This window comes from Polaribacter pectinis (assembly GCF_014352875.1).
Classification (GTDB): domain Bacteria; phylum Bacteroidota; class Bacteroidia; order Flavobacteriales; family Flavobacteriaceae; genus Polaribacter; species Polaribacter pectinis.
In genome coordinates, this window is sequence record NZ_CP060695.1 from 2,379,799 (window position 1) to 2,405,358 (window position 25,560).

22 protein-coding genes are annotated in these 25,560 nt (G+C 30.0%); 8 read left to right on the forward strand and 14 right to left on the reverse strand.

The annotated features are described in order from the left end of the window. Positions 1-3 precede the first annotated feature (3 nt). A complete protein-coding gene (locus tag H9W90_RS10570) occupies positions 4-522 on the reverse strand; it encodes a GTP-binding protein (RefSeq protein WP_187481563.1) in 519 nt (172 codons plus the stop codon). Positions 523-604: 82 nt separating this feature from the next. Between H9W90_RS10570 and der the strand changes: the two genes are divergently transcribed. Together der and H9W90_RS10580 are read left to right on the forward strand one after the other, a co-directional pair. After that, positions 605-1,915, forward strand: a complete 1,311-nt coding sequence (gene der, locus H9W90_RS10575; protein ID WP_187481564.1) for a ribosome biogenesis GTPase Der — start codon at positions 605-607, stop codon at positions 1,913-1,915. 205 nt (positions 1,916-2,120) lie between these two features. After that, on the forward strand, positions 2,121-4,508 hold the full coding sequence (locus H9W90_RS10580; RefSeq protein WP_187481565.1) for a GAF domain-containing protein: 2,388 nt from the start codon (positions 2,121-2,123) through the stop codon (positions 4,506-4,508). Here H9W90_RS10580 and H9W90_RS10585 read toward each other — a convergent pair. After that, positions 4,505-5,707, reverse strand: coding sequence for a Pycsar system effector family protein (locus tag H9W90_RS10585; RefSeq protein WP_187481566.1), 1,203 nt, complete (start codon positions 5,705-5,707; stop codon positions 4,505-4,507). The genes H9W90_RS10580 and H9W90_RS10585 overlap by 4 nt on opposite strands. 225 nt (positions 5,708-5,932) lie before the next feature. On the opposite strand from H9W90_RS10585, the gene H9W90_RS10590 reads away from it, so the two are divergent. The 5 genes from H9W90_RS10590 to H9W90_RS10610 are packed head-to-tail and all read left to right on the forward strand — an operon-like array spanning position 5,933 to position 11,951. Beyond that, a complete protein-coding gene (locus H9W90_RS10590) occupies positions 5,933-6,205 on the forward strand; it encodes a hypothetical protein (protein ID WP_187481567.1) in 273 nt (90 codons plus the stop codon). 17 nt (positions 6,206-6,222) lie between these two features. Further along, on the forward strand, positions 6,223-7,242 hold the full coding sequence (locus H9W90_RS10595) for an XdhC family protein (RefSeq protein ID WP_187481568.1): 1,020 nt from the start codon (positions 6,223-6,225) through the stop codon (positions 7,240-7,242). 3 nt (positions 7,243-7,245) lie between these two features. Continuing rightward, complete coding sequence (locus tag H9W90_RS10600; RefSeq protein WP_187481569.1) at positions 7,246-7,845, forward strand: nucleotidyltransferase family protein; 600 nt, start codon at positions 7,246-7,248, stop codon at positions 7,843-7,845. A 14-nt stretch (positions 7,846-7,859) separates the two neighbouring features. Next, on the forward strand, positions 7,860-11,558 hold the full coding sequence (locus H9W90_RS10605) for a metallophosphoesterase (protein WP_187481570.1): 3,699 nt from the start codon (positions 7,860-7,862) through the stop codon (positions 11,556-11,558). Positions 11,559-11,564: 6 nt separating this feature from the next. Next, on the forward strand, positions 11,565-11,951 hold the full coding sequence (locus H9W90_RS10610; protein ID WP_187481571.1) for a DUF423 domain-containing protein: 387 nt from the start codon (positions 11,565-11,567) through the stop codon (positions 11,949-11,951). On the opposite strand, the gene H9W90_RS10615 is transcribed toward H9W90_RS10610, so the two are convergent. The 12 genes from H9W90_RS10615 to H9W90_RS10670 all read right to left on the reverse strand — a co-directional run bounded on the left by H9W90_RS10615 (position 11,944) and on the right by H9W90_RS10670 (position 22,696). Continuing rightward, positions 11,944-12,792 carry a hypothetical protein gene (locus H9W90_RS10615; protein WP_187481572.1) on the reverse strand — a complete coding sequence of 283 codons (849 nt, stop codon included), beginning with the start codon at positions 12,790-12,792 and terminating at the stop codon, positions 11,944-11,946. The genes H9W90_RS10610 and H9W90_RS10615 overlap by 8 nt on opposite strands. Before the next feature lie 50 nt (positions 12,793-12,842). After that, on the reverse strand, positions 12,843-13,691 hold the full coding sequence (locus tag H9W90_RS10620) for a TPM domain-containing protein (RefSeq protein ID WP_187481573.1): 849 nt from the start codon (positions 13,689-13,691) through the stop codon (positions 12,843-12,845). Then, positions 13,688-14,125 carry a TPM domain-containing protein gene (locus H9W90_RS10625; protein ID WP_187481574.1) on the reverse strand — a complete coding sequence of 146 codons (438 nt, stop codon included), beginning with the start codon at positions 14,123-14,125 and terminating at the stop codon, positions 13,688-13,690. Before H9W90_RS10625 ends, H9W90_RS10620 begins: the two co-directional genes overlap by 4 nt. Positions 14,126-14,128: 3 nt before the next feature. Then, positions 14,129-14,737 carry a LemA family protein gene (locus H9W90_RS10630; RefSeq protein ID WP_187481575.1) on the reverse strand — a complete coding sequence of 203 codons (609 nt, stop codon included), beginning with the start codon at positions 14,735-14,737 and terminating at the stop codon, positions 14,129-14,131. Between the two features lie 66 nt (positions 14,738-14,803). After that, positions 14,804-15,556 (reverse strand): SDR family NAD(P)-dependent oxidoreductase, encoded by a 753-nt coding sequence (locus H9W90_RS10635; RefSeq protein WP_187481576.1) that lies wholly within the window; start codon positions 15,554-15,556, stop codon positions 14,804-14,806. A gap of 124 nt (positions 15,557-15,680) precedes the next feature. Beyond that, a complete protein-coding gene (locus H9W90_RS10640) occupies positions 15,681-16,739 on the reverse strand; it encodes a phosphotransferase family protein (protein WP_187481577.1) in 1,059 nt (352 codons plus the stop codon). Then, on the reverse strand, positions 16,739-17,956 hold the full coding sequence (locus H9W90_RS10645) for an acyl-CoA dehydrogenase family protein (RefSeq protein ID WP_187481578.1): 1,218 nt from the start codon (positions 17,954-17,956) through the stop codon (positions 16,739-16,741). The genes H9W90_RS10640 and H9W90_RS10645 overlap by 1 nt, the downstream gene beginning before the upstream one ends. 4 nt (positions 17,957-17,960) lie before the next feature. Continuing rightward, complete coding sequence (locus H9W90_RS10650; protein ID WP_187481579.1) at positions 17,961-18,545, reverse strand: hypothetical protein; 585 nt, start codon at positions 18,543-18,545, stop codon at positions 17,961-17,963. Positions 18,546-18,564: 19 nt separating this feature from the next. Continuing rightward, on the reverse strand, positions 18,565-19,338 hold the full coding sequence (locus H9W90_RS10655; protein WP_187481580.1) for an SDR family NAD(P)-dependent oxidoreductase: 774 nt from the start codon (positions 19,336-19,338) through the stop codon (positions 18,565-18,567). Further along, positions 19,338-21,152 carry an acyl-CoA dehydrogenase family protein gene (locus H9W90_RS10660; protein WP_187481581.1) on the reverse strand — a complete coding sequence of 605 codons (1,815 nt, stop codon included), beginning with the start codon at positions 21,150-21,152 and terminating at the stop codon, positions 19,338-19,340. The genes H9W90_RS10655 and H9W90_RS10660 overlap by 1 nt, the downstream gene beginning before the upstream one ends. A 191-nt stretch (positions 21,153-21,343) precedes the next feature. Beyond that, positions 21,344-21,673 carry a MerR family transcriptional regulator gene (locus H9W90_RS10665; RefSeq protein ID WP_187481582.1) on the reverse strand — a complete coding sequence of 110 codons (330 nt, stop codon included), beginning with the start codon at positions 21,671-21,673 and terminating at the stop codon, positions 21,344-21,346. A gap of 54 nt (positions 21,674-21,727) precedes the next feature. Continuing rightward, positions 21,728-22,696 carry a M23 family metallopeptidase gene (locus H9W90_RS10670; RefSeq protein ID WP_187481583.1) on the reverse strand — a complete coding sequence of 323 codons (969 nt, stop codon included), beginning with the start codon at positions 22,694-22,696 and terminating at the stop codon, positions 21,728-21,730. Between the two features lie 162 nt (positions 22,697-22,858). Here H9W90_RS10670 and alaS point away from each other — a divergent pair, with 162 nt between their 5' ends. After that, complete coding sequence (gene alaS / locus H9W90_RS10675; protein ID WP_187481584.1) at positions 22,859-25,477, forward strand: alanine--tRNA ligase; 2,619 nt, start codon at positions 22,859-22,861, stop codon at positions 25,475-25,477. Positions 25,478-25,560: the final 83 nt, after the last annotated feature.

Below are 25,560 nucleotides of genomic sequence, written 5' to 3' on the forward strand. Positions count from 1 at the left end.
ACTTTAAATATATTCTATCATAAAATCATGTAATTCTTGCATTTGAGATTTACCTGTATCTTTTCCTATTTTTCCTAAAAAGTAAAGTAAAATCCAAAATAGAGGAAGAAACACCATCATTATTAACGGAAAAATAATTGATTCTTTTAGAGATAATTTTGTGTATAATAAAACACAAAATCCTAAAAAAGAAATTCCAATTACAAAGTGTATAAACATAAAAAGCGTCCAAACTTGTGGTTTAGGACCAAATAAACCTTTTAATTCAGATTTATTTCCAGGTCTTTCTAAAACTTCTAAATGTAATTGTGGCGACCAAAAATGTTCGTCCTCTTTGGCAACACTTATAAAAACGTGGCCATCTACAAAACTTCCTCTAAAAGATATCTCTTCTTTTTTAAATGCTTCAGAAAAACGATTTATGATCACTTCAGAATTTTCTTCCAAATCAATTGAAAAACGCGGTCTTAAAAAAAGTTCACTATTTCTTTTCTCTATTAAAAGTGTCTTTTTATCGCTCATAAAAACCAGATATTATAACTGTCTAAAAATACGATTAATTATCATATAGTAAATTGTATCTTTGCAAAAAATTATCAATAAGATGAATAGCATTGTTGCCATTGTAGGAAGACCAAATGTAGGGAAGTCAACACTTTTTAACAGATTAGTACAACGTAGAGAAGCAATTGTAGATTCTGTAAGCGGAGTTACAAGAGATAGACATTATGGAAAATCTGACTGGAACGGAAAAGAATTTTCTGTGATAGATACAGGTGGTTATATTATTGGTTCTGATGATATTTTTGAAGAAGAAATCAGAAAACAAGTAAATCTTGCTATCGAGGAAGCAGATTTAATTGTTTTTGTGGTAAATGTAGAAGATGGTATTACACCTATGGATGCAGAAGTTGCAAAGCTTTTACGCAAGGTTAAAAAACCAATTTTTACCGTTGTTAACAAGGTAGATAACGCAATGCGTGAGCCAGATGCAGTAGAGTTTTACAATTTAGGATTGGGAGATTATTATACAATTGCATCTATTAATGGTAGTGGAACTGGAGATTTATTAGATGCTTTGGCAGAAAAAATGCCAGAACCAGAAGAAATAGATTTAGAGAAAGAAGAATTACCAAGATTTGCTGTTGTTGGTAGACCAAATGCAGGAAAATCTTCATTTATAAATGCTCTTATTGGACAAGATAGAAATATAGTTACCAATATTGCAGGAACTACAAGAGACTCTATAGACACAAAATACAATCGTTTCGGGTTCGATTTTAATTTAGTAGATACAGCTGGAATTAGAAAAAAATCGAAAGTAAAAGAAGATTTAGAATTCTACTCTGTAATGCGTGCAGTTCGTACCATAGAATATTCAGATGTTATTATTTTAGTGGTAGATGCAACCCGTGGTTTTGAAGGTCAAGATCAAAATATATTTTGGTTGGCAGAAAAAAACAGAAAAGGTGTTGTTATTTTAATTAATAAATGGGATTTAATTGAAAAAGAAACTAACACAATGCGCGATTTTGAAGCAATGGTTAGAAAACAAATTGAACCTTATACAGACGTACCAATTGTCTTTATTTCTGCTTTAACAAAACAACGTTTATTTAAAGCTATAGAAACTGCTGTAGAAGTTTTTGAAAAAAGAAAAAAGAAAATACCTACAAGTAAATTAAATGATGCTATGTTGGAAATAGTTAAAAGCTATCCACCACCAGCAACTAAAGGAAAATATGTAAAAATTAAGTATTGTATGCAATTACCAACGCAAACACCACAATTTGCATTTTTCTGTAATTTGCCACAATATGTTAGAGATCCGTACAAACGTTTTATTGAAAATAAACTAAGAGAAATGTACGATTTTTCTGGTGTACCAATTACTATTTATTTTAGACAGAAATAAAAAATTAGATTTTTTTTATCAATTCTCATAAGATTATAACTCATTATTAAATAAGTTATAATCTTTTTTATTTGCTAATAATTCTCTTGAAATATAAAATTTTTTCTAATTTTATATTTTATAACCACAAAAAAAGTAAGTAAATTAGGCTTAAATCGACTATCAAATAACAATTTTGTAAATTTGCTTATAAATATTTCAAAAAATGAAAATCAAAGAATTGAGTTTAGTTTCTAATATTGACTTACCTCTAGAATTGAACATTTCTTTTCAAAAGGTTTTTACACTTTTTAAAAAATATGCCAATAAGGATTTTGAGAAACATCCATTTTATGCTTCGGCAAATGAAATGGTGAAGATTTTTGAAAAAAACCCAGAACTAAATACAGGTTTTTCAGACCTTTCATTAGTTGAAAAATACAGCGAACAAATAAACCTATTGTTAGACCCTTTATTTCCAGAACCTTTAAGGTTAAATGAAATAAAAGCAGCAACAGTTCCTTTTTCTTTTACATCTTTAAAATACACAGATCGTTTAAATAATATATTAGAAAATGCAGGTGAAGATTACGAGTTTAAAGTTCGTAATTTCGAAGATGACAGTATGTACATAATGGCATGTACATTTATTTTAGGATTCGTTTATGATTTTAATATAGACATAAAAAGACCATTTTATTTTGATATTCCAGATAAAACAACTGGAACAATGAAATATTACAGAGCTGCATTTAACGCAGATTTTACTGAAATTATTCCAACAAATAAAGCACCAAAATTAACACAAGAAGATTTTAAAGAGTTGCTAAATAATTTTGATGACGTTGAAATTTGGAAAGAGAAATTTCCTGTTAATAGTTATATTTTTAAAGGATTTGGGCTTTTAAACTTGTTCGACGTAACATCTGAAGAAATGCTGTCTTCCATAAAAGCTAATTTATTAGCTGGTGATGACAACCTAATTTTTAAACTTCAAAATAATTTAAGAGATTTTTATAGTATTAAAGATTTAAAATTAGGGTATTCTATTTTTGATAACGTAAATGATAAAATTTGCGAAACTTCTATTAGTAAAGCCAACAGTATTATTCTTTCTAAAGACAGCGAAATCAATTGTGGTGATGGATATTTCTGTAACAGAATAATTCAAAAGGTTTTTGTTAACCATGAAACATTTACAATTTCAGATGTAGAAGATTATGGTGTAAAAACCGATAAAAATCCTTTTTACCAAACTTTACATGATTCTGGTATACAAAGCATTATCATCATCCCTATTAAAGCTACTAAAAATGGAGATTTAGCATTGTTAGAAATTGCTTCTCCAAAAGCGTATGATTTGAATTCAGTAAATATCAACAAATTAAAAGATATTATTCCTGTTTTTGAAGCTGCAGTAAAAAGAACTTCAGAAGAACGTCAGAATGTTTTAGAAGCTACAATTCAAGAAAATTACACATCAATACATAGTGCTGTAAAATGGCGTTTTTATCAAGCTGCAGAAAAATATCATGTAGATTCACAAACAAATGATACTGCAAAATTAGATGAAATTATATTTGATGATGTCTATCCTTTATTTGGTCAAAGTGATATAAAAGGATCTTCTGACGCAAGAAACAATGCTATACAAGAAGACTTAACAACACAACTTACATTAGCAATTTCTGTATTAAAAGATGCTTGTAAAACAGAAAAATTACCTATTTATAACGAATTAATGTTTAGGGTTTCTACGTACTTAAAAGATGTAAACAAAGGTTTAAGTGCTGGAGATGAAATAAATATTTTAGACTTTTTAAAAAGAGAAATATATCCTGTTTTTAATCATATTAAAAACATAAATAAAACACTTGCCAACAAAGTAGACATTTATACAAATCGTTTAGATGCAGATTTAGAAGTAGTTTATGAAAAAAGAAAAGACTATGAAGATAGTGTTACTCTTATAAATGATAAACTGGCAAAATTTATTGATAAAAAACAAAAACAGGCTCAAAAAATGTTTCCTCATTATTTTGAGAGATATAAAACAGACGGTGTTGAGTACAATATGTACATTGGGCAATCTATTACAAAAAGTAAAGTTTTTAATGATTTGTATTTGTACAACTTACGTTTGTGGCAATTGCAAATAACTTGTGAGATGGAAAATCTTGCTTTTTATGAGCGAAAAAACATGAAACAAGATTTACGTGTAGCTTCTTTAATTTTGGTGCATAGCAATGCTATGGCAATAAAATTTAGAATGGATGAAAAACAGTTTGATGTAGATGGTGCTTACAATATTAGATATGAGATTATAAAAAAGCGTATAGACAAATCTCACATAAAAGGAACTGAAGAACGTTTAACAGTTCCTGGTAAAATTGCAATTGTATATTCTCAAGAAAAAGATGCTTTAGAATATATTAAATATATAAAATTCTTACAATCTAAAAATCAATTAGGGGCTATAGAATTTTTAGATTTAGAAGACCTACAAGGTGTTTCTGGTTTAAAAGCTTTGCGTGTAGAAGTTATTTATCAAAAAGATTTTGATGAAACAAAAACAATTACTTTAAATGATTTAATAAGAGAAATAGAATCTTAAATTGGCATTCCTTGGTAAGAAAAAGAAATTGCAAAAGCAATTACACTAGCTATAATACCAATCATAAAAACTGTATACGTAAGCCTTAAAATTTTGTATTTTCTATTTAAAACCAAGCCTAAAAAGTATAAATCTTTAGTTAGAGAACCATATAAATAATCTCTATCTGTCATCATTTCAGAAATTCCCCACTCAAAATCTTCTAATTCCATTTGATGGAAATTACCAAAAAACAATAAATTTACTTTTTTATTAGCCACATCTTCTCTTGTAAATTTACCTTCTGTAACATTTGGTCTTGTTGCTAAAATTGATAAAATTATAGACGCAACTGTAAAAACTATAAAAATAATAGTTGGTACAAATAGATGTGTATTGGATGGATTATCTAATTTTGGTAATAAGTTAGATAAAGCTAAAGAAACAATAATTGCATTTACCGAAAGTAAAATATTTGCTTTAGTATCTGCAATATCACTTAAAGTAATATGGTTTCTTAAAGCAACTCTAAACATAGTTTCTACACCTCTTTCTGGCACATCACTTTTATTTTTCTTTATATCTAAAGCTTCTTTCTTTTGCTTAAACTTCTTGTTATCTGCTTTTGTCTTTTTTTGAGACTTTAACAATTTGGCAAGGTTCTTACCTTTAGATTTTGTCCAATTTTTTAGAGCATATTCTGTATAATAGCGGTGGTGTTGTGTAAAAAATTTTATGTTACCTGCAATCCATTCTGCATTTGTTTGAGTTTTAACACCTAAAAGTTCCCACTCTTTTCTCAAAAGAGAAGTATAATCAAAAAAGTTTTTACTAGCTAAATGTGCACAATCGGCGTCAATAATAATTTTTTCTAAATCATTTGTTGGCTCAAAACCCATTTTGGTTGCCAAAATTAAATTAGAAATTGCTTCAATTCTTTTTTTAGTGACTTTATTACTTTCTAAAAAAGCTGTAGCAATCTTAACGCTTTCTGCTTCATGATTTTCTGTTCCTTTTACAAAACCAGTATCATGAAACCAAGCAGCAATTTGTAAGTTTTCACTATCGCTTTTATCAATTTCTAAATTTTCTATTAACTCATTTATTTTTTCAACTACTCTTTGAGTATGAGCCAAATTATGATACACGTAAATAGTATCTAATTCTGTATTCAATAAATTAAAAACATGCTTTTCAGCAGCAATCAATAGTGCGCTCATTATAATTTTATTTTAGGAAAACAAAAATAGATAAATTAAGTTATCTTTAGATTTGTATATTTTGTCGTAAATTTAGCTATTACTTTCAAAGTTACAAATTAAATATAGAAGCTATATTCTTTTACTTTTTTTTATCAAAAACCTAAAAAATATTCTTTATTAAAAATAGAAAATAATTTTTCTTCTAAACACTAAATGTTAGAAAAGAATTAAAAAATAATAACTATGTCTACAATTCAAAATATTAGAAATTATTTTGCTTCAAAATCAAAAGGAGATACATCTAAAAAAGCACCAAAAGGAGTTTGCCCAAACTGTTGGGGAAAACAAGAATGGGAAGGAGAATTTTACAAACTAAACAAAGGCAATAAATTAGTTGGTAATGACCAAACCTATAATAATTTCATCAATGAAATTGTTGAAAATAAGATTACTGGCATTTCTATAAATGAAGATACTTTTGAGTGCGAAACTTGTAAAATAAATTTTAAAAAATAGTTTTAAACTTTTTATAAATGATTCATGAAATCCATGAAATAATACAACAAGCCATCATTAGTCAAGAAAAAGGATTAAAAAATGTGCTTGCTTCTGTTGTACATTTAGAAGGTTCATCTTATAGAAAACCTGGCGTTAGAATGTTAATTTCTGAAGATTTAAGTTCAGTAGGTGCTGTTAGTGGTGGTTGCGTAGAAAAAGAAATTATACACAGAGCAAAAAGTGTTTTTTCTAACAAAAAAGCAAAAATAATTACTTATGATGGTAGGTATAGACTAGGTTGCGAAGGTGTTTTATACATTTTAATTGAACCTTTTTCAATCTCAAAATTATTTTTAAATGAATTTTTAAATGCAAAAAAAAACAGAGAAACTATTAAAATTGACTCGATTTTCTTAAAAAAGGATGAAACTTTCGGAAACTTTGGTTCTTATGTTACTTTTAAAAATAAACGTCAATTTACATTTAATGATTCTTTTGATTTTCAAATCAAAAATGAAGCAATAACTTTTACTAAAACCCTACAACCTGCTTTTAAGTTGATAATTATTGGTGGTGAACATGATGCTGTGAAATTATGTAAGATTGCCTCAAATTTAGGTTGGGAAATAGATGTAGTTACCTCTATAAAAGACCCAAAAAATAAAGCTGATTTTCCAGGAGCAAATTCTGTAATCGGTGAAACTCCAGAAACAATTCAGTTCAAAAACATAAGTACAAATTCTGCAGTTGTAATTATGAATCATAGTTATGTACAAGACTTGAAATATGTAATTAATTTATCTAAACATAATCCAAAATATATTGGAATTTTAGGAGCACCAAATAGAAGAGAACGTTTATTTAATGAGCTTTTTGAATTAGTTCCAGATCTTTCAGAAGATTTTTTAGACCTTATTTACACTCCTGCAGGTTTACATATTGGTGCCCAAACTCCAGAAGAAATTGCAGTTTCTATAGTTGCTGAAATCTTATCTGTAGTTAGAAAAAAAGAACCTTTTTCTTTAAGAAACTTGAATGGAAAAATTAATAATTGATTGATGAAAAATATTGCTGTTTTAGTTTTAGCCGCGGGAAAATCTTCCCGAATGAAAGCAATAAAACAATTGGTAAAAATAAATGGTAAAACACTATTAGACATTACTTTAGAAAAAGCAAAAAGTGTTTTTCCTAACGATGTATTTTGTGTTTTGGGTGGAAATTCTGATAAGATAAAAAATGAAATCACCACAAAAAACATCACTTTTATAAACAATGCAGGATTTAAAAGAGGTTTAAGTTCAAGTATTGTTACTGGAATTGAGTTTCTAAAAAAAAATAATTTCAACTATAATGTAATTTTTATTTTATTAGCAGACCAACCTTGCATAGAAATTGAATATTTAAAATCTATGGTTCGTTTATATAAAGAAAGTCCATCTAAAATAGTAGCTTCTAATTATAAAACTAAATATGGTGTGCCAGCAATTTTCCCTGAAAAGTTTTTTTCTGAATTATTATTGATAGAGGAAGATAAAGGTGCAAAAGAGTTAATGAATAACAAAAATAATGATGTTATTTGCTCTGAATTTAAAACTAATTTAATTGATATTGATACAGAAGAAGATTTAATTCTTTTTAAAAAATCAATTTCAAAATAGCTATTTTTGCATCTATGAAATTATTAAAATACTCATTATTTACAGCTTGTTTACTCCTTATTTATTCTTGTGCAACTATAGAGATGCAAGTTGTAGAAAATCATAAATATACCTCTAGAAAAGATACTTCTAAAGTAATACATTCTTTCTACCTAATTGGCGATGCTGGTAATTCAGATTTATATAGTAAAGATTCTGCTTTAGCGCATTTAGAAAGAGAAATTCATAAGGCTCCCAAAAAATCTACATTGTTGTTTTTAGGAGATAATGTTTACCAAAGAGGTATTCCACCAGAAGAATCTAAAGGCTATACGTTAGCAGAACATCGATTAAAGGTACAAACAGATATTGGTAAAAAATTTCCAGGAAAAACTTTATTCATTCCAGGAAATCATGATTGGTATAGTGGTTTAAAAGGTTTACGAAGACAAGAAAAATTAGTTGATAAAGCTTTAGGTAAAAACTCTTTTCTACCAGAAAAAGGCTGTCCTTTAGAAAAGGTAGAAATTTCTGATGATATTCAGTTAATTATAGTAGACACACATTGGTTTGTTACCAATTGGGATAATCATCCAGGAATTAATGATGATTGCCAAATTAAAACAAGGGAAAAGTTTTTTGAAGAATTTGAAGGTTTGGTTAAGAAAGCTAGAGGTAAGACAACAATTATAGCTTTGCATCACCCAATGTTTACAAACGGCCCTCATGGAGGTTATTATTCATTAAAAAGCCACATGAAACCAGCTCCTATTTTAGGAACTGCTATTAATATTTTACGTAAAACTTCTGGTGTTACAAATACAGACCAACAAAATGATAAATACAATCAATTAAGAAAAAGAATAATTACTATTTCTCAAGCAAATGATAAAGTTATTTTTGTGTCCGGTCATGAGCATAGCTTGCAATATATAGTTCAAGATAATATTCCACAAATTGTAAGCGGTTCTGGTTCTAAAATAACAGCTACTAAAAATGTAAATGGTGGTAAATTTTCTTACGCTTCACAAGGTTTTGCTAGGTTAGATATTTATAAAGATGGTGCTTCTACAGTTCATTTTTACACTGCAAAAGACCGTAAAATAGTTTATGAAGCAAATGTTTTTAAAGCTGATAGTATTATTGAATACAACAATTTTCCGAATGCAAAATTAAGCGAAAAAGAAGCGGCAATATATTCTACTAATGAAGTAAAAAAAGGTGGAGTTTACAACATGCTTTGGGGAAATAGATATCGTAAATATTTTGGGCAAAAAGTAGTAGCACCAACTGTTCGTTTAGACACATTATTTGGCGGTTTAAAACCTGTTAGAAAAGGTGGTGGACATCAATCTAAATCACTTCGTTTAGAAGACAAAGATGGTAGAGAATATGTTATGAGAGCTTTGCGTAAAAATGCTGTACAGTATCTACAAGCTGTGGCATTTAAAGATCAATACGTAGAAGGGCAATTTGCAGACACTTATACAGAAGACTTGTTATTAGATGTATTTACAGGTTCTCATCCTTATGCGCCATTTACAATTGGAGAATTAGCAGACGCTATAAGTGTTTATCATTCCAAACCTGTTTTATATTTTGTTCCTAAACAAGAAAGTTTAGGAGGCTTTAATGAAGATTTTGGTGGCGAATTATATATGATAGAAGAAAGAACAGCTTCTGGTCACGGAGATAAAGAACATTTTGGTTTTTCTGATGAAATTATAAGTACAGACGATTTAAGAAAAAATCTTGCAAAGGATGAAAAATATATTTTGGATGAAAAATCTTACATAAGAGCACGTTTATTTGATATGCTTATTGGAGATTGGGATAGGCACCAAGACCAATGGCGTTGGGCAGAATTCGAGGAAAATGAAAAAATAGTTTACAGACCTGTACCAAGAGATAGAGATCAAGCATTTTCTATTTTTGGTGATGGTATTTTATTAAACTTCCTTACAAAAGCAATACCAGATTTAAGAGGAATGCGTTCATATACAGAAGATATTGAAAGTCCAAAGTGGTTTAATTTATCTGGTTATCCTTTAGACATGAATTTAATTTCTAAATCCGATAAAAAGGTTTGGGATGCTCAAGTAGAAATTATTACATCTCAAATTACAGATGAAGTTATAGAAAGTGCATTTTCTAAATTTCCAAAAGAAGTAAGAAGTAAAACTGTTGATGAAATTAAAAGAAAATTAATCGGTAGAAGAAAAAATCTTCAGAAAATATCTGATAAGTATTTCTCTCATCTCAATAAATTTCAAGTAGTTAAAGGAACAAACAAAGATGATTTATTTGAAATAGAACGTTTTGTAAATGGTGACACTAAAATAACTGGTTACAGAATTAAAGATGGTAAAAAAGCGGATATTTTTCATCAAAGAAGATACAATTGTAATGTTACTAAAGAAATCTGGATCTATGGTTTAGATGATGATGATGTTTTTATATTAAATGGGGCTAATGGAAAATTATCTATTAAGTTAAAAATTATTGGTGGTTTAGGTAACGATACTTATGAAATTAATAAAGAACATGATGTAAAAGTGTACGATCATAAATCAAAGAAAAACACTTTTAAAACACCTAATATTCATAAAAAAACAACAGACGATTATCAAACAAATACTTATAATTATAAGAAATTAAAAAACGGGAAAGATGTAATATCTCCTGCCATAGGTTACAATCCTGATGATGGAATTAAGTTAGGTCTTAAAAATGTATATATCGTTAATGGCTTTGAAAGAAACCCTTTTACAAGACAACATACAATTTCTGCATTCTATTATTTTGCTACTAATGGTTATGAATTAGAGTATTCTGGTGAATTTGCTAACGTTTTTGATCGTTGGAATCTTGGAATTGATGCTAAATTTAATTCCGCAAATTTTGCAAGAAACTTCTTTGGTTTTGGTAATAATTCTGCCAACCCTGAAGCTAAAAAAGATGATGAAGATAGAGATTTTAATAGAGTAAAAATCGGACAAATAAATTTAGGCTCTTTTGTAAAATGGAGAGGAGATTTAGGAGATGAACTAAAAGTAAGTGTAAAATATGAAAATTACGATGTAGAAAGAACAGCTGGCAGATTTTTAGAAACACAATTTGCTTCTGGAAACAGAATTTTTGATACGCAAAATTTTTTAAATACTGAAGCAAGTTATTATTACCAACATTCAGACAACCCAGCTTTTCCTACTTTAGGCATGGAGTTTAGTACAAAAGTTGGATACACTAAAAATTTAGATGAAAAAAGAAGCTTCTCTTACGCAGCATCTTCTCTTGCAATTACTCACAAATTAATTCCTAGCGGCAAATTAGTTTTAGCCTCTAAAATAAATGGGCATTTTAACTTTGGTAGAGATTTTGAATTTTATCAAGCTGCAACAATTGGAGGAAATGAAGGCTTAAGGAGTTTTAGAAATCAGCGTTTTACAGGTAAAAATGCTTTTTATCATACTACAGACATTCGTTTTAATATTAGAAGAGTAAAAACAAATTTACTACCTACACACATTGGTCTTTTTGGTGGTTTTGACTATGGAAAAGTTTGGGGTACACCAAATACATTAACTGTTTTACCAAGTGCAGCGAGCAAACCAAATACATCTTATGGAGGTGGAATATTTTTTAACGCAGCAAATCTAATATCTGGTAAAATTGGTCTTTTTACTGGTGATGATGGCAGCAGATTTACTTTTAATTTAGGTTTCGATTTTTAAATAATTATGAGTCAGATAGCATTATATTTTGGAGCAATATTTGGAGCTTTATCAGTAATTTTTGGAGCTTTTGGAGCTCATTTGTTAAAGAAAAAACTAACAACAGAACAATTAAATAGTTTTGAAACTGGTGTAAAATACCAGATGTATCATGCTATTGTATTATTGATTTTAGGGTTTCAATTAAATTCTGAAATTACAATTGATAGCTATATAATAAACGCTTTTATAATTGGAACAATTCTCTTTTCCTTTTCAATTTATGGCTTGGTAATTTCTTCTGCAAACAATAAAAAACTAAAATTTTTAGGGCCAATTACACCTTTGGGAGGTTTGTTTTTAATTTTGGGTTGGGCGTTGTTAATTTATAAGTTTGTGGTAACTTTTAATTAAGTTTTAACTCATACAAATTCCCACCAGCTCCATGAGCTTTTTCGTCTGTAATAAGTAAAGTATTGTTGTCTTTAAAAGTGATTCCTTCTTTTTGTGATCGATGTTTCATTTCAATTTTTTGAACCTTTCCGGACAAGAAATTATCGCCATTAAAATCAGTGAAGATTAGCACATTTTTTTGAGATAATAATGCTACTTTTTTTCCATCTTCAGAAATATCTGCTGAAGTTATCCAACATTCTAAACTGCTGCAGTTTTCGAATTCTCCAACAATTTCAGCTACGTATTCACCTTTTTTAGCAGGAATTTTATACATGGTAGTTTTACCATAGTTGCCTTTTACTCTACTTTTTGTAAAAAGATAAAGTGATTCTTTAAAGTAGAAAAAACTTTCTGTGTCAAAAAATCTGTTTTTCTTTTTTGGAGGAAATTTAGTTTGATTTGGGTATTCAAATTCAATCTCATCTACTTCAGCGTTCTTTTCATCCAACTCATTTTGTTCAACAATAATGATAGACAAATTTTTTCTTCTGTTTAAGTTGTTTCCGAAATCGCCAATGTAAATATTTCCTTTTTCATCAGAAGTTAAATCTTCCCAATCGTGATTTTTTGCTTTGATGTAAATCTCTTTAATGATTTTTCCTTTTTCATTTAAACCTAACAATTCAGGTTTATTTCCGCCATCATTTATCATCCAGATTAAATCTGACTTTGGTACAATTTCAGTCCCGGAAACTTCTTTTAAACTTTTAGGTAAATCTGTTAGGAGTTTTAATTGTCCAAAATTCTGACAACTCATCAACAATAAAAAACTTAATACAAACGCAATCTTTTTGAACATAAATACAGTTATTTTTTTCAATAATAACATCAAAAAGTGTACCATGAAAGTTACCAACCACCAGAAGCTCCACCTCCACCAAAACTTCCACCGCCAAAACCGCCACCAAAACCGCCACCAAAACCTCCTCCACCTCCAGAAGAGCCTCCAAATCCACCACCAAAACTACCTCCACCTCTACCGGCGTTGCTTAAAATAATAGTGTCGAAAATGGTATCTGCAAGAGAACCTCTTCTATATCTTTTTCCACCACCTTTATTGTTTTTATTTCCTCTAGAAATAATAATAAAAAAGATAATTATAATGATGATAAAAAAAATAATTCCTGGGTCAAATTCTGATTCTTGTTTACGAGTACCTGTAAATTCGCCATTTAGTGTTTTAAAAATATAATCTGAACCTTTGTCTAAACCGCCATAGAAATCGCCTCGTTTAAATTCTGGGATTATAACTCTTTCAATAATTCTTTTGGCTTGAAAATCAGTTAATAAATGTTCTGTTCCTTTACCTGCTTGAATTGCAATTTTTTTATCGCCTTTTGCTAATAAAATTAGAACTCCATTGTCTTTTGCTGCATCTCCAAAACCCCATTTTTCTCCCCAATTAGCCGCTAAATAATTAATATTTTCGCCTTCTGTAGAATTGATGATTATGGTTACAATTTGTGTAGAAGTAGTATCTGAATACCGAATTAATTTACTTTCTAAACGCTTTTTTTGAGCTTCTGAAAGTAAGTTTACATAATCGTAAACACTTGTTTGAAATTTTGGTTTTTCAGGAATTGTATATCCTTGAGAAAAGATATTTAATGAAAATAAAAAAGCTATTAAAAAAAGAAACTTTTTACAACAAACTAATGACTGAAAACTGCCAACTGAATACTGCTTACTTAAATTCATCCTTTAGAAATCTCATTAGAAAGTTCGTCTACATCATCTATTTGCCAAGGAAAGTGTTCTTGTAGTTCTTCTCCAGCTTTTAAAATTCCATCTACAATACCTTGTTTAAAATTTCCATTTTTAAAATGATTTTGCATCACTTCTTTGGTGGAATTCCAAAAGTCTTTGTCAACTACTTTGTTAATTCCTTTATCACCATAAACAACAAATTTCTTGTCATTTACAGCAACATAAATTAATACCGCATTTGCGTCTTTCGTATTGTCCATTTTTAACAGATGAAACACTTCTAGCGCACGTTCATAATGTTCTTTCTCGGAAGAAGCTTCAATATGTATACGTATTTCGCCAGAAGTATTTTTCTCTGCAATTCTAATAGCAGAAATAATTTCTTGTTCTTCTGCTGGAGTAAGAAACTCTTCTACTTTAGACATTTATTATTTTTTCTTGTTAAAATCGAAATTTACATCTGGTGCATTTTCAGAACCTGGATTCGCTTTAAAACGAGCCATTTCATCAAAATTAAACAAACCTGCTAATAAAGAATTTGGAAAAACTTTAATATGCTTATTGTACTTATTTACACCTTCGTTAAAACGGTCTCTGGCAACATTAATTCTGTTTTCTGTACCTTCTAACTGGCTCTGTAATTCTAAAAAGTTAGCATTTGCTTTTAATTCTGGGTAACGTTCTACAGAAACTAATAATTTAGAAAGTGCTCCGCTCATTCCTGCTTGTGCTTGTTGAAATTGTGCCATTTTATCTGGCGTTAAATCTCCTGCATTAATATTTACTGAAGTTGCTTTTGCACGAGCTTCAATAACTTGTGTTAACGTTTCTTTCTCAAAATCTGCTGCTCCTTGTACAGTTTTAACCAAGTTTCCAATTAAATCGTTTCTACGTTGGTAAGAACTTTCTACGTTAGACCAAGTTGTTTTTGCATCTTCTTGTAAAACTACTGCCTCATTATTGAATCCTTTTCCCCAACTATAAATTGCGTAAGCAACTAAAGCTATAATAATTACGGGTATTAACCATTTTTTCATAATTTCTAAATTTTAATTTTTGTGTTGACTTTTTGTTTTACAAACTTACTGAATATTCTTGATAATCTAAAGCGATGTTCCACCATCTAAAGTAATTGTTTGTCCTGTAATAAATTTGGTGTTATCTGATGCTAACCAAACTACAGCTTCTGCAATTTCTTCTGTTTTCCCATAACGTTTCATAGGAATTACACTTTTCAAAATAGCGTCCATTTCTGGTTTAGCTCCTAATAATTGATCTAACAAAGCAGATTCTGTGTAACCTGGGCAAACTGCATTTACACGAATATTTTTAGTTGCATATTCCATAGCAGCAGACTTTGTCATACCAACCACAGCAAATTTACTTGCGCTATAACTAATATTATTTGGCGAAGCTTTTAAACCTGCCAAAGAAGCAATATTTACAATATTTCCACCACCTTGTTTTACAAATTGCGTTAAAGCCAATTTCATTCCGTAATAAACGCCTGTTTGATTTACTGCAATAACTGCATCCCAATCTTGTAATTTAGATTTGTGTGTGTTTAGTAAATTTGGACCAATACCTGCATTATTTACCATAACATCTAATCTGCCAAAGGCTTTAACAGTCTCGTTTACCAAATTTTCTACTTCATCAAACTTTGCAACGTTGCATTTATTTACAGATGCTTTTCCACCATTATTTTTAATTTCTTCTACTACATTTTGGGCATTTTCTAAATTGATGTCAGAAACAACAACAGTTGCACCGTTTTTCGCAAAATGAATTGCAGATGCTTTTCCTATTCCAGAACCAGCACCTGTTACAATTACTATTTTATTTTCTACTTGCATATTGTTAAATTTTAATTTGGGCGTTCCCTAAAAAGGTCGGGCTTTACGTTACAATCTTTTGCCAGAAAAAGGCAAAAGGATTTTCACTGCAATCCCTAACGCAAATCCATCTTATAAAAAATTTTTAATCTATGGATTTAGTTTTTATCGCTTTTAAAGCCAGTTTACAACACAATTCTGCAGCTTTATTTAAATTAGCAAAACGAGAATCTGTAGTCCAACCTTTAGAATATCGATAATAAATTTGTTGCGCAATTACTGCTATTTTAAACAAGCCAAAAGCATAATAGAAAACTAAATTATCTATTGTTCTTCCAGACTTTTCTGCATACATTTCTGCTATTTCACTTCTAATTGGGTTTCCTTTAAAAATGGTTGGAGACGGAATTCCTTGTTTTACAAAATCGTGATCTGTTGCAACTGTCCAATAACCTAAAGACGTTCCTAAATCCATTAAAGGATCTCCCAAAGTTGCCATTTCCCAATCTAAAACTGCAGCAACTTCTTGCCAAGAATCATCTTTAAAAACAACATTGTCATATTTAAAATCATTGTGTATTAAACAGTGTTCATAAACTTTTGGTTGATTTTCTTGCATCCAATTCATCACCATTTGTGCTTCTGGATATTCGTCTGTTTTTGCTTTTAAATATTGTTTTCCCCAATTAGAAACCTGTCTTTCTACATAACCTTCTGGTTTTCCTAAATCAGCTAAACCAATCGCTTTATAATCTACAGCATGTAATTCTACTAAAGTGTCTAACCAAGAATTTGCAATTGTTTTATATCCTGAAGGAGTAATATTTCTTTTTTTAGCTTCCTTATAATTCAGAATAATTCCTTCTATTTTTTCCATGATATAAAAATCACTTCCTAGAATAGTTTCATCATCAGAAAAAGTAAACATTTTTGGTACTTTAGAAAACGCTTTATTAACTCCACTTTGCACTTTAAACTCACGACTCATGTCATGACCTCTTTTAATAGCGCCTTTTGGTGGTTTTCTTAAAACGAATTCTTTGTTTTCTATTTTTAAAAGATAAGTTAAGTTGGAAAATCCATGAGTAAATTGTTCTACAAATAATTCACTTTCAACAGATTCAATAATGTTATTTTCTTGAAGATATTTCTTCAATAAAACTTCATTTAACGCTTCTCCTTCTCTTACTTTTTGATTGCTCATTATTTGTTTCCGTATTTTTTAATACAACTTTTCCCTAATTGATACATATGTACTTCATCTGGTCCATCTGCCAAACGCAACATTCTTGCAATAGCAAAATAATGTGGTAAATAAGTATCTGGGCCAACACCTTTTCCTCCCAAAATTTGCATCGCTCTATCAATTACTTTTTGGGCCATATTTGGAGCAACAATTTTTATCATTGCAATAATATCTTTAGCTTCCTTATTGCCTGCTTTATCCATTTTATCGGCTGCAGAAAGTGTTAATAAACGTGCTTGTTCAATCTCGCAAGCAGATTTTGCAATTTCGTGACGAATACTACTATAATCATAAAATTTTTTTCCGAATGTTTCTCTTTCTAAAGTTCGTTTCGCCATTATTTCTAAAGCATATTGTGCCATACCAACCAAACGCATGCAATGATGAATTCTACCAGGACCTAAACGTCCTTGTGCAATCTCAAAACCTCTGCCTTCTCCTAAAATTAAATTTTCTTTTGAAACACGAACATTGGTTAATTGAATTTCTGCATGACCTTCTGGTGAATCATAATAACCTAAAACAGAAAGCGGTCTAATTACTTCTAAACCTTCAATATTCATAGGAACCAGAACCATACTTTGTTGTTGATGTCTATGTGCATTTGGGTCAGTTTTCCCCATAATAATAGCAACTTTACAATGTGGATCCATTGCTCCAGAAGACCACCATTTTCTTCCATTAATTACGTATTCATCGCCATCTAAAATAATAGAAGTTTCAATATTAGTAGCATCTGAAGAAGCAACTTGTGGTTCTGTCATTAAAAAAGCCGAACGTATTTCGCCATTCATTAAAGGTTTTAGCCATTTATCTTTTTGAGATTCGCTCCCATATTTTGCAAGAACTTCCATATTACCAGTATCTGGAGCAGAACAGTTAAAAATTTCTGAAATCCAGATTTTCTTACCCATTATTTCTGCCAATGGTGCATACTCTAAATTGGTTAAACCCGGACTTAATTCTCCATAATTATTTGGAAGAAATAAATTCCATAAACCTGCATCTTTTGCTTTTTGTTTTAACGTTTCTATTTTTGGAAAACGTTTCCACATATTGTTTTTATCATTTTGAAAAGCAATAAATTCTTCTTCAATAGGAACAATATGCTCTTCTATAAAAGAAATTAGTTTTTGCTGTAATTCTATTGATTTATTTGAGTATTCGAAGTTCATAGATTTATATAGTTATAATTTTTCCTTGATTAGTAATTATTCTTTCATTATCCAACCAACCTTCAATTTCAATAGTATTATTATTTAAATCAATTTCTTTAATTTCTTGAAATGGTAATTTTAAAGGGTTTGTAAAATCATATATTTTAATGATAAAAGGACAAGCCCAAAAGCATCCGATAATTGCTAATTTTTCTCCATTGGGAGATAAATAAAACTCTGTTGCAATAAAACCATCTTCGTTGGGAGAATAGCTTTCCATCTTATTATTAGTTAGATCGATTACGGTTTGACCTCCGTAAATATCTTCAGCACATACTAAATAATCTATACTTTCTTTTCTAAACCAATTAAAAAATAATTCCCCATGGTTACTAAAAAATTCAAATATCCTTTCATCCTTTTTGTTATCAAAAACCTCAACTTTAGTTACGTCCCAATTTGTATCAGCTTTATTTTGAATGTAACTAACCGTTTTTATAGAATAATTTCTTGTTGGAGATTTATGAATTTCTTCACTATTTTTAATTAATGATTTTGGATCAAAATAATCCGTAATTTCTTTCCTTATTACATTAATATAATTCACTCGTGTTTTTTTAATTATTTTACCCAGCAATCATATAACCACCATCTGCAGTATAAACGCCACCAGTCATGTAATTTCCAGCATCAGAAGCTAACAAGCAAGCTAAACCTACCATTTCTTCTGGCATTCCCATTCTTGCACTTGGTAAAGATTTTTCAATTTTACCAAGAATTTTTTCGTTTTGCCAAAGTGCTGCACTGAACTTTGTTTTAATTAAACCTGGGCAAATTGCATTGGCTTTTACACCATATTGTCCCCATTCTTTTGCTTGATTTTTTGTCAGCATTAAAATTGCCGCTTTACTTGTGCTGTAAATTCCCAATCCGAAACCAGGAGTTAAGGCTTCTACAGAAGCAATATTAATAATGCTTCCGTTTTTATTTGCTTTAAAATGTGGTAAAACCAAGTTGGATAAACTCCAAGGTGCTTTTACATTTACATCCATTATTTTATCAAAAATTGCAGGATCTACATCTTCAATTGGTCCAAAAACAGGATTTATAGCTGCATTATTTACTAAAACATCTATTCTACCAAAAGCTTTAATTGTTTTATCAATTAGGTTTTTTCGTTGATCTTCTTTACCAATATGACATGCAATACCGATTGCTTTTAAACCTTCTTCAGTAAATTCTTTTACAACTTCGTCACAAGCTTCTTGACTTCTGCTTGAAATTACCACTTGCGCTCCGTTTTCTGCCAAACCTTTTGCAATTGCTTTTCCGATTCCTTTACTTGAACCTGTAACTATAGCAACTTTCCCTTCTAAATTAAATTGTTCTTTTATATTCATTATAAAATAAATTCTTTGTCTTTTTTAATGGTTAAAACTTCGTTGCTCATTAATGATTCTGCCAATGAATTTGTTTTTGGTACTTCATATTTAAAATAGAATTTCATGGTATGAATTTTACTCTCATAAAAAGTTTCTGAATATTTTTTATCAGAATTACTCAATTCTTTTTTAGCATCTACAGCCATTTCTAACCATAACCAACCTAAAACAACAATGCTCATATATTCCATAAATAAATTTGCATCTGCTAAATAGCGCTCGTAATTTCCTTTCATTGCAAATGGCATTAAATGACCTAACACTTTTTGAGAAAGCTTTAATTTATCACCTAAAATAGTAGCGTAGGTTTTTAAATCTTCATCATTGGAAGCTGCAATAATTGTTTTTACAATTTCAGCAGATAACAATTCTAAACCTTTTCCATTATGCATGGTTACTTTTCTACCCAACAAATCTTGCGATTGAATTCCTGTTGTTCCTTCATATAAAGCAGAAATTCTAATATCTCTATAATACTGTTGTAAAGAAAAATCGGTACAAAAGCCATAACCTCCTAAAACTTGCAATCCATTATCTACAGATTCTGCACCAGCTTCAGATGGAAATGTTTTTACAATCGGAATAATCATTTCTAACAATAAATTGTATTTTTCTTTTTCTTCTTTGGAAGTTGCCGTTGTTAAAATATCATGATATTTAGAAGCTAACATTACCAAACTTAAAGAACCTTCTGCAATCGATTTTTGCAACAACAACATTCTTCTAACATCTGGATGTTCTATAATTAAACTCTGCTTTTCTGTTGGATTTTTCTTACCATCTGCAGATAATTTTCTTCCTTGAGAACGTTCATTTGCATATTGTAAAGACGCCCTGTATGCTGCCATAGTTATAGCTGCTGCACCTCTACCAACTGCAATTCTTGCGCCATTCATCATTAAAAACATTTGGTTTAAACCTTTGTGTTCTTCACCTACAAGCCAACCTCTACAATCGTCGGAATCTCCAAAACCTAAATGTGTTGTACAATATCCTCTTTGTCCCATTTTCTGAAAATCTGCAATGGTCATTACATCATTATATTCTAAAGTTCCATCTGCTTTTGGTCTGTTTTTAGGAACAACAAATAAAGAAATTCCTTTAGTTCCTTTTGGTGCGCCTTCTATTCTTGCCAAAACTAAATGCACAAAATTATCTGCATATTGATGATCGCCTCCAGAAATAAATATTTTCTGTCCAGAAATTTTATAAAATCCATCTGAAGTTGGCGTTGCTTTTGTTGAAATGTCAGAAAGTGAACTTCCTGCTTGTGGTTCTGTTAAACACATGGTTCCTCCCCAAGTTCCAGAAAGCATCTTTGGCACGTATGTTTCTTTTAATTTTTCATTACCAAATTCTACGATTAATTCTGCTGAACCTTGTGTTAAACTTGGGTAACCTGGCAAATGATTATTTGCAGCATCCATAATATAAACTGCTGCTTGTAATGCTGAAAAAGGAATTTGTAAACCTCCATCTTCATAATCGAAAGCTGCAGCGATAATGCCCATTTCGCCACTTTGTTTCATAACAGTTCCCACTTGTTTATGAACAATTACAGTTCCGTCTTTATGATATGCTGGATTTTCATCCATTTCTTTAAAATATGGAAATAACTCTCTATCTGAAAACTCTTTTACAGAATCTATAAATAAGTTTAACGATTCCATATCATGTTCTTGAAATCTTTCTCTCGATAGTAAATTTTCTAATTTATGAATATCATACAATATGTATTTAAGTGTTTCAAGATCTACATATTTTTTTGGCATATTAATGAAATTTAATCGTTGAATTTTAGTCTTGTAATTCTTATTTATAAGATATTACTTCCTCAAATATAACGAAAAATATTATGCGTGCATAGTAAATTGTAAAAACGATAAATTTCAAATAATCTAAAACTTATTGCACAGACAAAATTAAAGTCTATAAACAAGTATTGTTATATCAATAAAAAGGGTTAGAGTTGATTTTTAATTTTCTGAAGTTCTGCTTTTACCAATTCTAATCTGTTAATAATATCTTGATTATCGAAAATCCCTTCAGGGTTTTCCTTGAGCTTTTGTTTTGCTCCATCTAAAGTAAAACCTCTTTCTTTAACTAAATTAAAGATTAGTTTGAAGTTCTTAATGTCTTCTTGAGTAAAAAGGCGGTTTCCTTTGGCATTTTTTTTTGGTTTAATAATAGCAAATTCCTTTTCCCAAAAACGAATTAAAGAAGTATTTACATCAAAAGCTTTGGCGACTTCGCCTATTTTGTAGTATCTTTTTTCAGGTAAATCTATGTGCATTTATTGATATTGTGTAATTATTAAACTGTGTAAAAGTGTAGTTGCTACACGATTTTAATCATAAGATTGCCCTTCTTCTTCTGCAGCTTTTTGCATGGCAGCAAATTCTTCTGGAGTTAAGTCTCCATAATAAAAGTTAATAGGGTTTAAAGCTCTATCATTTTTATGAACTTCATAATGTAAATGCGCAGAAACAGAACGCCCAGTATTACCAACATAGCCAATTAAATCGCCACGTTTTACATTTTGATTTTTTTTAGCTTTAATCATACTCATGTGAGCATAAATAGTTTTGTACCCATAACCATGGTCTATATAAACTACCTTACCAAAAGTTGCACTTCTTTCTGCTCTAATTACAGTTCCGTTACCAGAAGCATAAATTGGCGTACCTACTGGAGCTGTAAAATCCATTCCTTTATGGAACTTTCTAATCTTTAAAATAGGATGCATTCTCCATTTATAACCAGAGGCCATTCTTGTTAAATCTTCTAACTTTACAGGTAAAATAGCAGGTATTGCTGCTAACATTTTTTCTTTTTCTTTTGCTAAAACAACTATTTCGTCTAAAGATTTAGATTGTACTACCAATTGTTTAGACAAAACATCTATTTCTTTGGTTAGGTTCGTAATCATAGTAGAATTGTCGAAACCTTCTAAAGATTTGTATCTATTTACACCTCCAAAACCAGCTTTTCTTTGTTCTTCTGGTATTGGGTTTGCTTCAAAATAGGTTCTATAAATATTGTTATCTCTTTCTTGAAGCTGTGCTAGAATAGCTCCGCTTTCTTCCATTCTTTTCGTTAAAAGCTCATAATGCAACTTTAAATTTTCTAATTCTCTTGCTTGAGCTCGCTCATTTGGAGACATTATAAACTGACTAAAAACAATAAAACCAATGAATGCGATAAGAAATATAGCAAAAAGACCGAAAACAGATTTCTTATAATATTGACTTTTTCTTACAGTAATTTTTCTGTAAGAAAGCGTATCTTCATCGTAATAATATTTTACTTTTGCCATAATGTTAAATGTACTATTTTTGTACATTAAATTTGAAATTTTTATTGAAATCTCATTTTTAATAACTCGCTAATTTACAAAATGTTTTATAACTGCTTTTTTTAAGTAGTATTTTTAGAAATATATTAACACAATCCAAAGTTTTTTGGAAACTTCTTTTTTATGAAATCTCAAGATATTCGTTCTACTTTTTTAAATTTTTTCAAAGAAAAATCTCATTTAATTGTGCCTTCAGCTCCAATGGTTACAAAAGATGACCCAACTTTAATGTTTGTTAATTCTGGAATGGCGCCCTTTAAAGAATATTTTTTAGGAAACGGAACTCCAAAGAACAATAGAATATCCGATTCTCAAAAATGTTTGCGTGTTTCTGGTAAACATAACGATTTAGAAGAAGTTGGTTATGATACTTATCATCATACTTTATTCGAAATGTTAGGTAATTGGTCTTTTGGAGATTATTTTAAGAAAGAAGCAATTGCTTGGGCTTGGGAATTATTAACTGAAGTTTACAAGATTGATAAAGACATTTTATATGTAACCGTTTTTGAAGGTTCTGATGATGCAGACAATCTAAAAATGGATACAGAAGCTTTCGATTTATGGAAAGAATTTATTGCTGAAGACAGAATTTTAAAAGGAAACAAGAAAGATAATTTTTGGGAAATGGGAGAGCAAGGACCTTGTGGACCCTGTTCTGAAATTCATGTAGATATTCGTTCTGCAGAAGAAAAAGCAAAAGTAGATGGGCGTACTTTAATTAATGAAGATCACCCTCATGTAGTAGAGATTTGGAATTTAGTTTTTATGCAATTCAATAGAAAAGCAAACGGAACTTTAGAAGAATTACCAAACAAACACATAGATACTGGAATGGGTTTTGAACGTCTGTGTATGGTTTTACAGAATGTTCAATCGAATTATGATACTGATGTTTTTAAACCAATTATTAGTGAAATTTCTACAATTACAAACACAAAATATGGTGCTAACGAAAAACAAGATATTGCAACTCGTGTAATTTCTGACCATGTTAGAGCTGTAGCCTTTTCTATAGCAGATGGGCAATTGCCAAGTAATACAGGTGCAGGTTATGTAATTCGTAGAATTTTACGAAGAGCAGTTCGTTATGGTTTTACTTTTCTAGACAAAAAAGAGCCTTTCATTTATAGACTAGTTGATGTTTTAAGTAAAAAAATGGGAGATGCTTTCCCTGAATTAAAAGCTCAAAAACAATTAATTGAAAACGTGATTAAAGAGGAAGAAACTTCTTTTTTAAGAACATTAGACCAAGGTTTGGTTTTATTAGATGCAATTATAGCAGACTCTAAAACAAAAGAAATTTCTGGTGAAAAAGTTTTTGAATTGTATGATACTTTTGGTTTTCCGGTAGATTTAACTGCTTTAATTCTTTCTGAAAAAGGATTCACTTTAGATGAAAAAGGATTTGATGAGGAACTTCAAAAACAAAAAAATAGATCGAGAGCCGCAAGCGAAATGTCTACTGAAGATTGGACTCTTTTGGTTGACGATGCTGTGGAAGAATTTATAGGTTACGATTCTTTAGAAGCAACTGTAAAATTAACTAGATACAGAAAAGTTACTTCGAAAAAAGACGGAGAAATGTATCAATTAGTTTTCAACTTAACACCTTTTTATCCAGAAGGTGGTGGACAAGTTGGTGACAAAGGATATTTAGAAGATACACATGGAGATGTTGTATATATTCTTGATACTAAAAAAGAAAACAACGTAATAATTCATTTTTCAAAAAACCTACCAAAGCATTTAAATGAAAGTTTTAAGGCAGTTGTAGATGAAAAACAACGTTACAGAACAGAATGTAATCATACTGCAACACATTTATTACATCAAGCTTTAAGAGAAGTTTTAGGAACACATGTAGAGCAAAAAGGTTCTGCTGTACATTCTAAATATTTACGTTTCGATTTTTCTCATTTTTCTAAATTAACTGTTGATGAATTACGTGATGTAGAAAACTTTGTAAACGCAAGAATTTCTGGTAAACTTCCTTTAGAAGAAAGTAGAAATATTACCATGGAACAAGCAATTGCAGATGGAGCAATGGCGTTATTTGGTGAAAAGTATGGAGATACAGTTAGAGCAATAAAATTTGGAAAATCTATTGAACTTTGTGGTGGAACTCACGTAAAAAACACAAGTGACATCTGGCATTTTAAAATAAAATCTGAAGGAGCTGTTGCTTCTGGAATTAGAAGAATAGAAGCAATTACAAACGATGCTGTAAAAGATTTTTATTTTGAAAACAATAGAGCTTTATTCGAAATTAAAGATCTATTAAACAATACTAAAGAACCTGTTAAAGCTGTTCAGAAATTACAAGAAGAGAACACAACTTTACAGAAACAAATAGAACAACTTTTAAAAGAAAAAGCGCAAAACTTATCTGGTGAATTAAGAAACCAGTTAAGAGAAATAAATGGCGTACAGTTTTTAGCTACAAAAGTAGATTTAGACGCAAACGGAATTAAAAATTTAGCTTTTGGTTTAGGTAAAGAATATCAAAATTTATTTTTAGTCTTTGCTACTGCTCCTTCTAAAGATAAAGCAATGTTAACTTGTTATATTTCTAAAGAACTAGCAAATGAACGTGGTTACGATGCTGGTAAGGTTGTTAGAGAATTAGGAAAACTAATTCACGGTGGTGGTGGTGGCCAAAACTTTTTTGCTACTGCTGGTGGTAAAAACCCAGGAGGAATTCCTAAAGCTTTAGAAAGAGCTGTTGATTATTTGGTGTAGATTCTTGCATAAATTTTAAACCATTTCGAAGATTCCTGGTCTAAATGGAATAAACTAGTTATTTGTTGTTTCAGATAAATTAG

Bases quoted from the DNA above. Each gene is read 5' to 3' on its own strand.
- der (WP_187481564.1), top strand. From the start codon at position 605: ATGAATAGCATTGTTGCCATTGTAGGAAGACCAAATGTAGGGAAGTCA.
- H9W90_RS10655 (WP_187481580.1), bottom strand. From the start codon at position 19,338: ATGAATATAAAAGAACAATTTAATTTAGAAGGGAAAGTTGCTATAGTT.
- H9W90_RS10615 (WP_187481572.1), bottom strand. From the start codon at position 12,792: ATGTTCAAAAAGATTGCGTTTGTATTAAGTTTTTTATTGTTGATGAGT.
- H9W90_RS10660 (WP_187481581.1), bottom strand. From the start codon at position 21,152: ATGCCAAAAAAATATGTAGATCTTGAAACACTTAAATACATATTGTAT.
- H9W90_RS10580 (WP_187481565.1), top strand. From the start codon at position 2,121: ATGAAAATCAAAGAATTGAGTTTAGTTTCTAATATTGACTTACCTCTA.
- H9W90_RS10670 (WP_187481583.1), bottom strand. From the start codon at position 22,696: ATGGCAAAAGTAAAATATTATTACGATGAAGATACGCTTTCTTACAGA.
- H9W90_RS10645 (WP_187481578.1), bottom strand. From the start codon at position 17,956: ATGAACTTCGAATACTCAAATAAATCAATAGAATTACAGCAAAAACTA.
- H9W90_RS10665 (WP_187481582.1), bottom strand. From the start codon at position 21,673: ATGCACATAGATTTACCTGAAAAAAGATACTACAAAATAGGCGAAGTC.
- H9W90_RS10635 (WP_187481576.1), bottom strand. From the start codon at position 15,556: ATGCAAGTAGAAAATAAAATAGTAATTGTAACAGGTGCTGGTTCTGGA.
- H9W90_RS10610 (WP_187481571.1), top strand. From the start codon at position 11,565: ATGAGTCAGATAGCATTATATTTTGGAGCAATATTTGGAGCTTTATCA.
- H9W90_RS10570 (WP_187481563.1), bottom strand. From the start codon at position 522: ATGAGCGATAAAAAGACACTTTTAATAGAGAAAAGAAATAGTGAACTT.
- H9W90_RS10600 (WP_187481569.1), top strand. From the start codon at position 7,246: ATGAAAAATATTGCTGTTTTAGTTTTAGCCGCGGGAAAATCTTCCCGA.
- H9W90_RS10625 (WP_187481574.1), bottom strand. From the start codon at position 14,125: ATGTCTAAAGTAGAAGAGTTTCTTACTCCAGCAGAAGAACAAGAAATT.
- H9W90_RS10595 (WP_187481568.1), top strand. From the start codon at position 6,223: ATGATTCATGAAATCCATGAAATAATACAACAAGCCATCATTAGTCAA.
- H9W90_RS10605 (WP_187481570.1), top strand. From the start codon at position 7,860: ATGAAATTATTAAAATACTCATTATTTACAGCTTGTTTACTCCTTATT.
- H9W90_RS10585 (WP_187481566.1), bottom strand. From the start codon at position 5,707: ATGAGCGCACTATTGATTGCTGCTGAAAAGCATGTTTTTAATTTATTG.
- alaS (WP_187481584.1), top strand. From the start codon at position 22,859: ATGAAATCTCAAGATATTCGTTCTACTTTTTTAAATTTTTTCAAAGAA.
- H9W90_RS10590 (WP_187481567.1), top strand. From the start codon at position 5,933: ATGTCTACAATTCAAAATATTAGAAATTATTTTGCTTCAAAATCAAAA.
- H9W90_RS10620 (WP_187481573.1), bottom strand. From the start codon at position 13,691: ATGAATTTAAGTAAGCAGTATTCAGTTGGCAGTTTTCAGTCATTAGTT.
- H9W90_RS10630 (WP_187481575.1), bottom strand. From the start codon at position 14,737: ATGAAAAAATGGTTAATACCCGTAATTATTATAGCTTTAGTTGCTTAC.
- H9W90_RS10640 (WP_187481577.1), bottom strand. From the start codon at position 16,739: ATGAGCAATCAAAAAGTAAGAGAAGGAGAAGCGTTAAATGAAGTTTTA.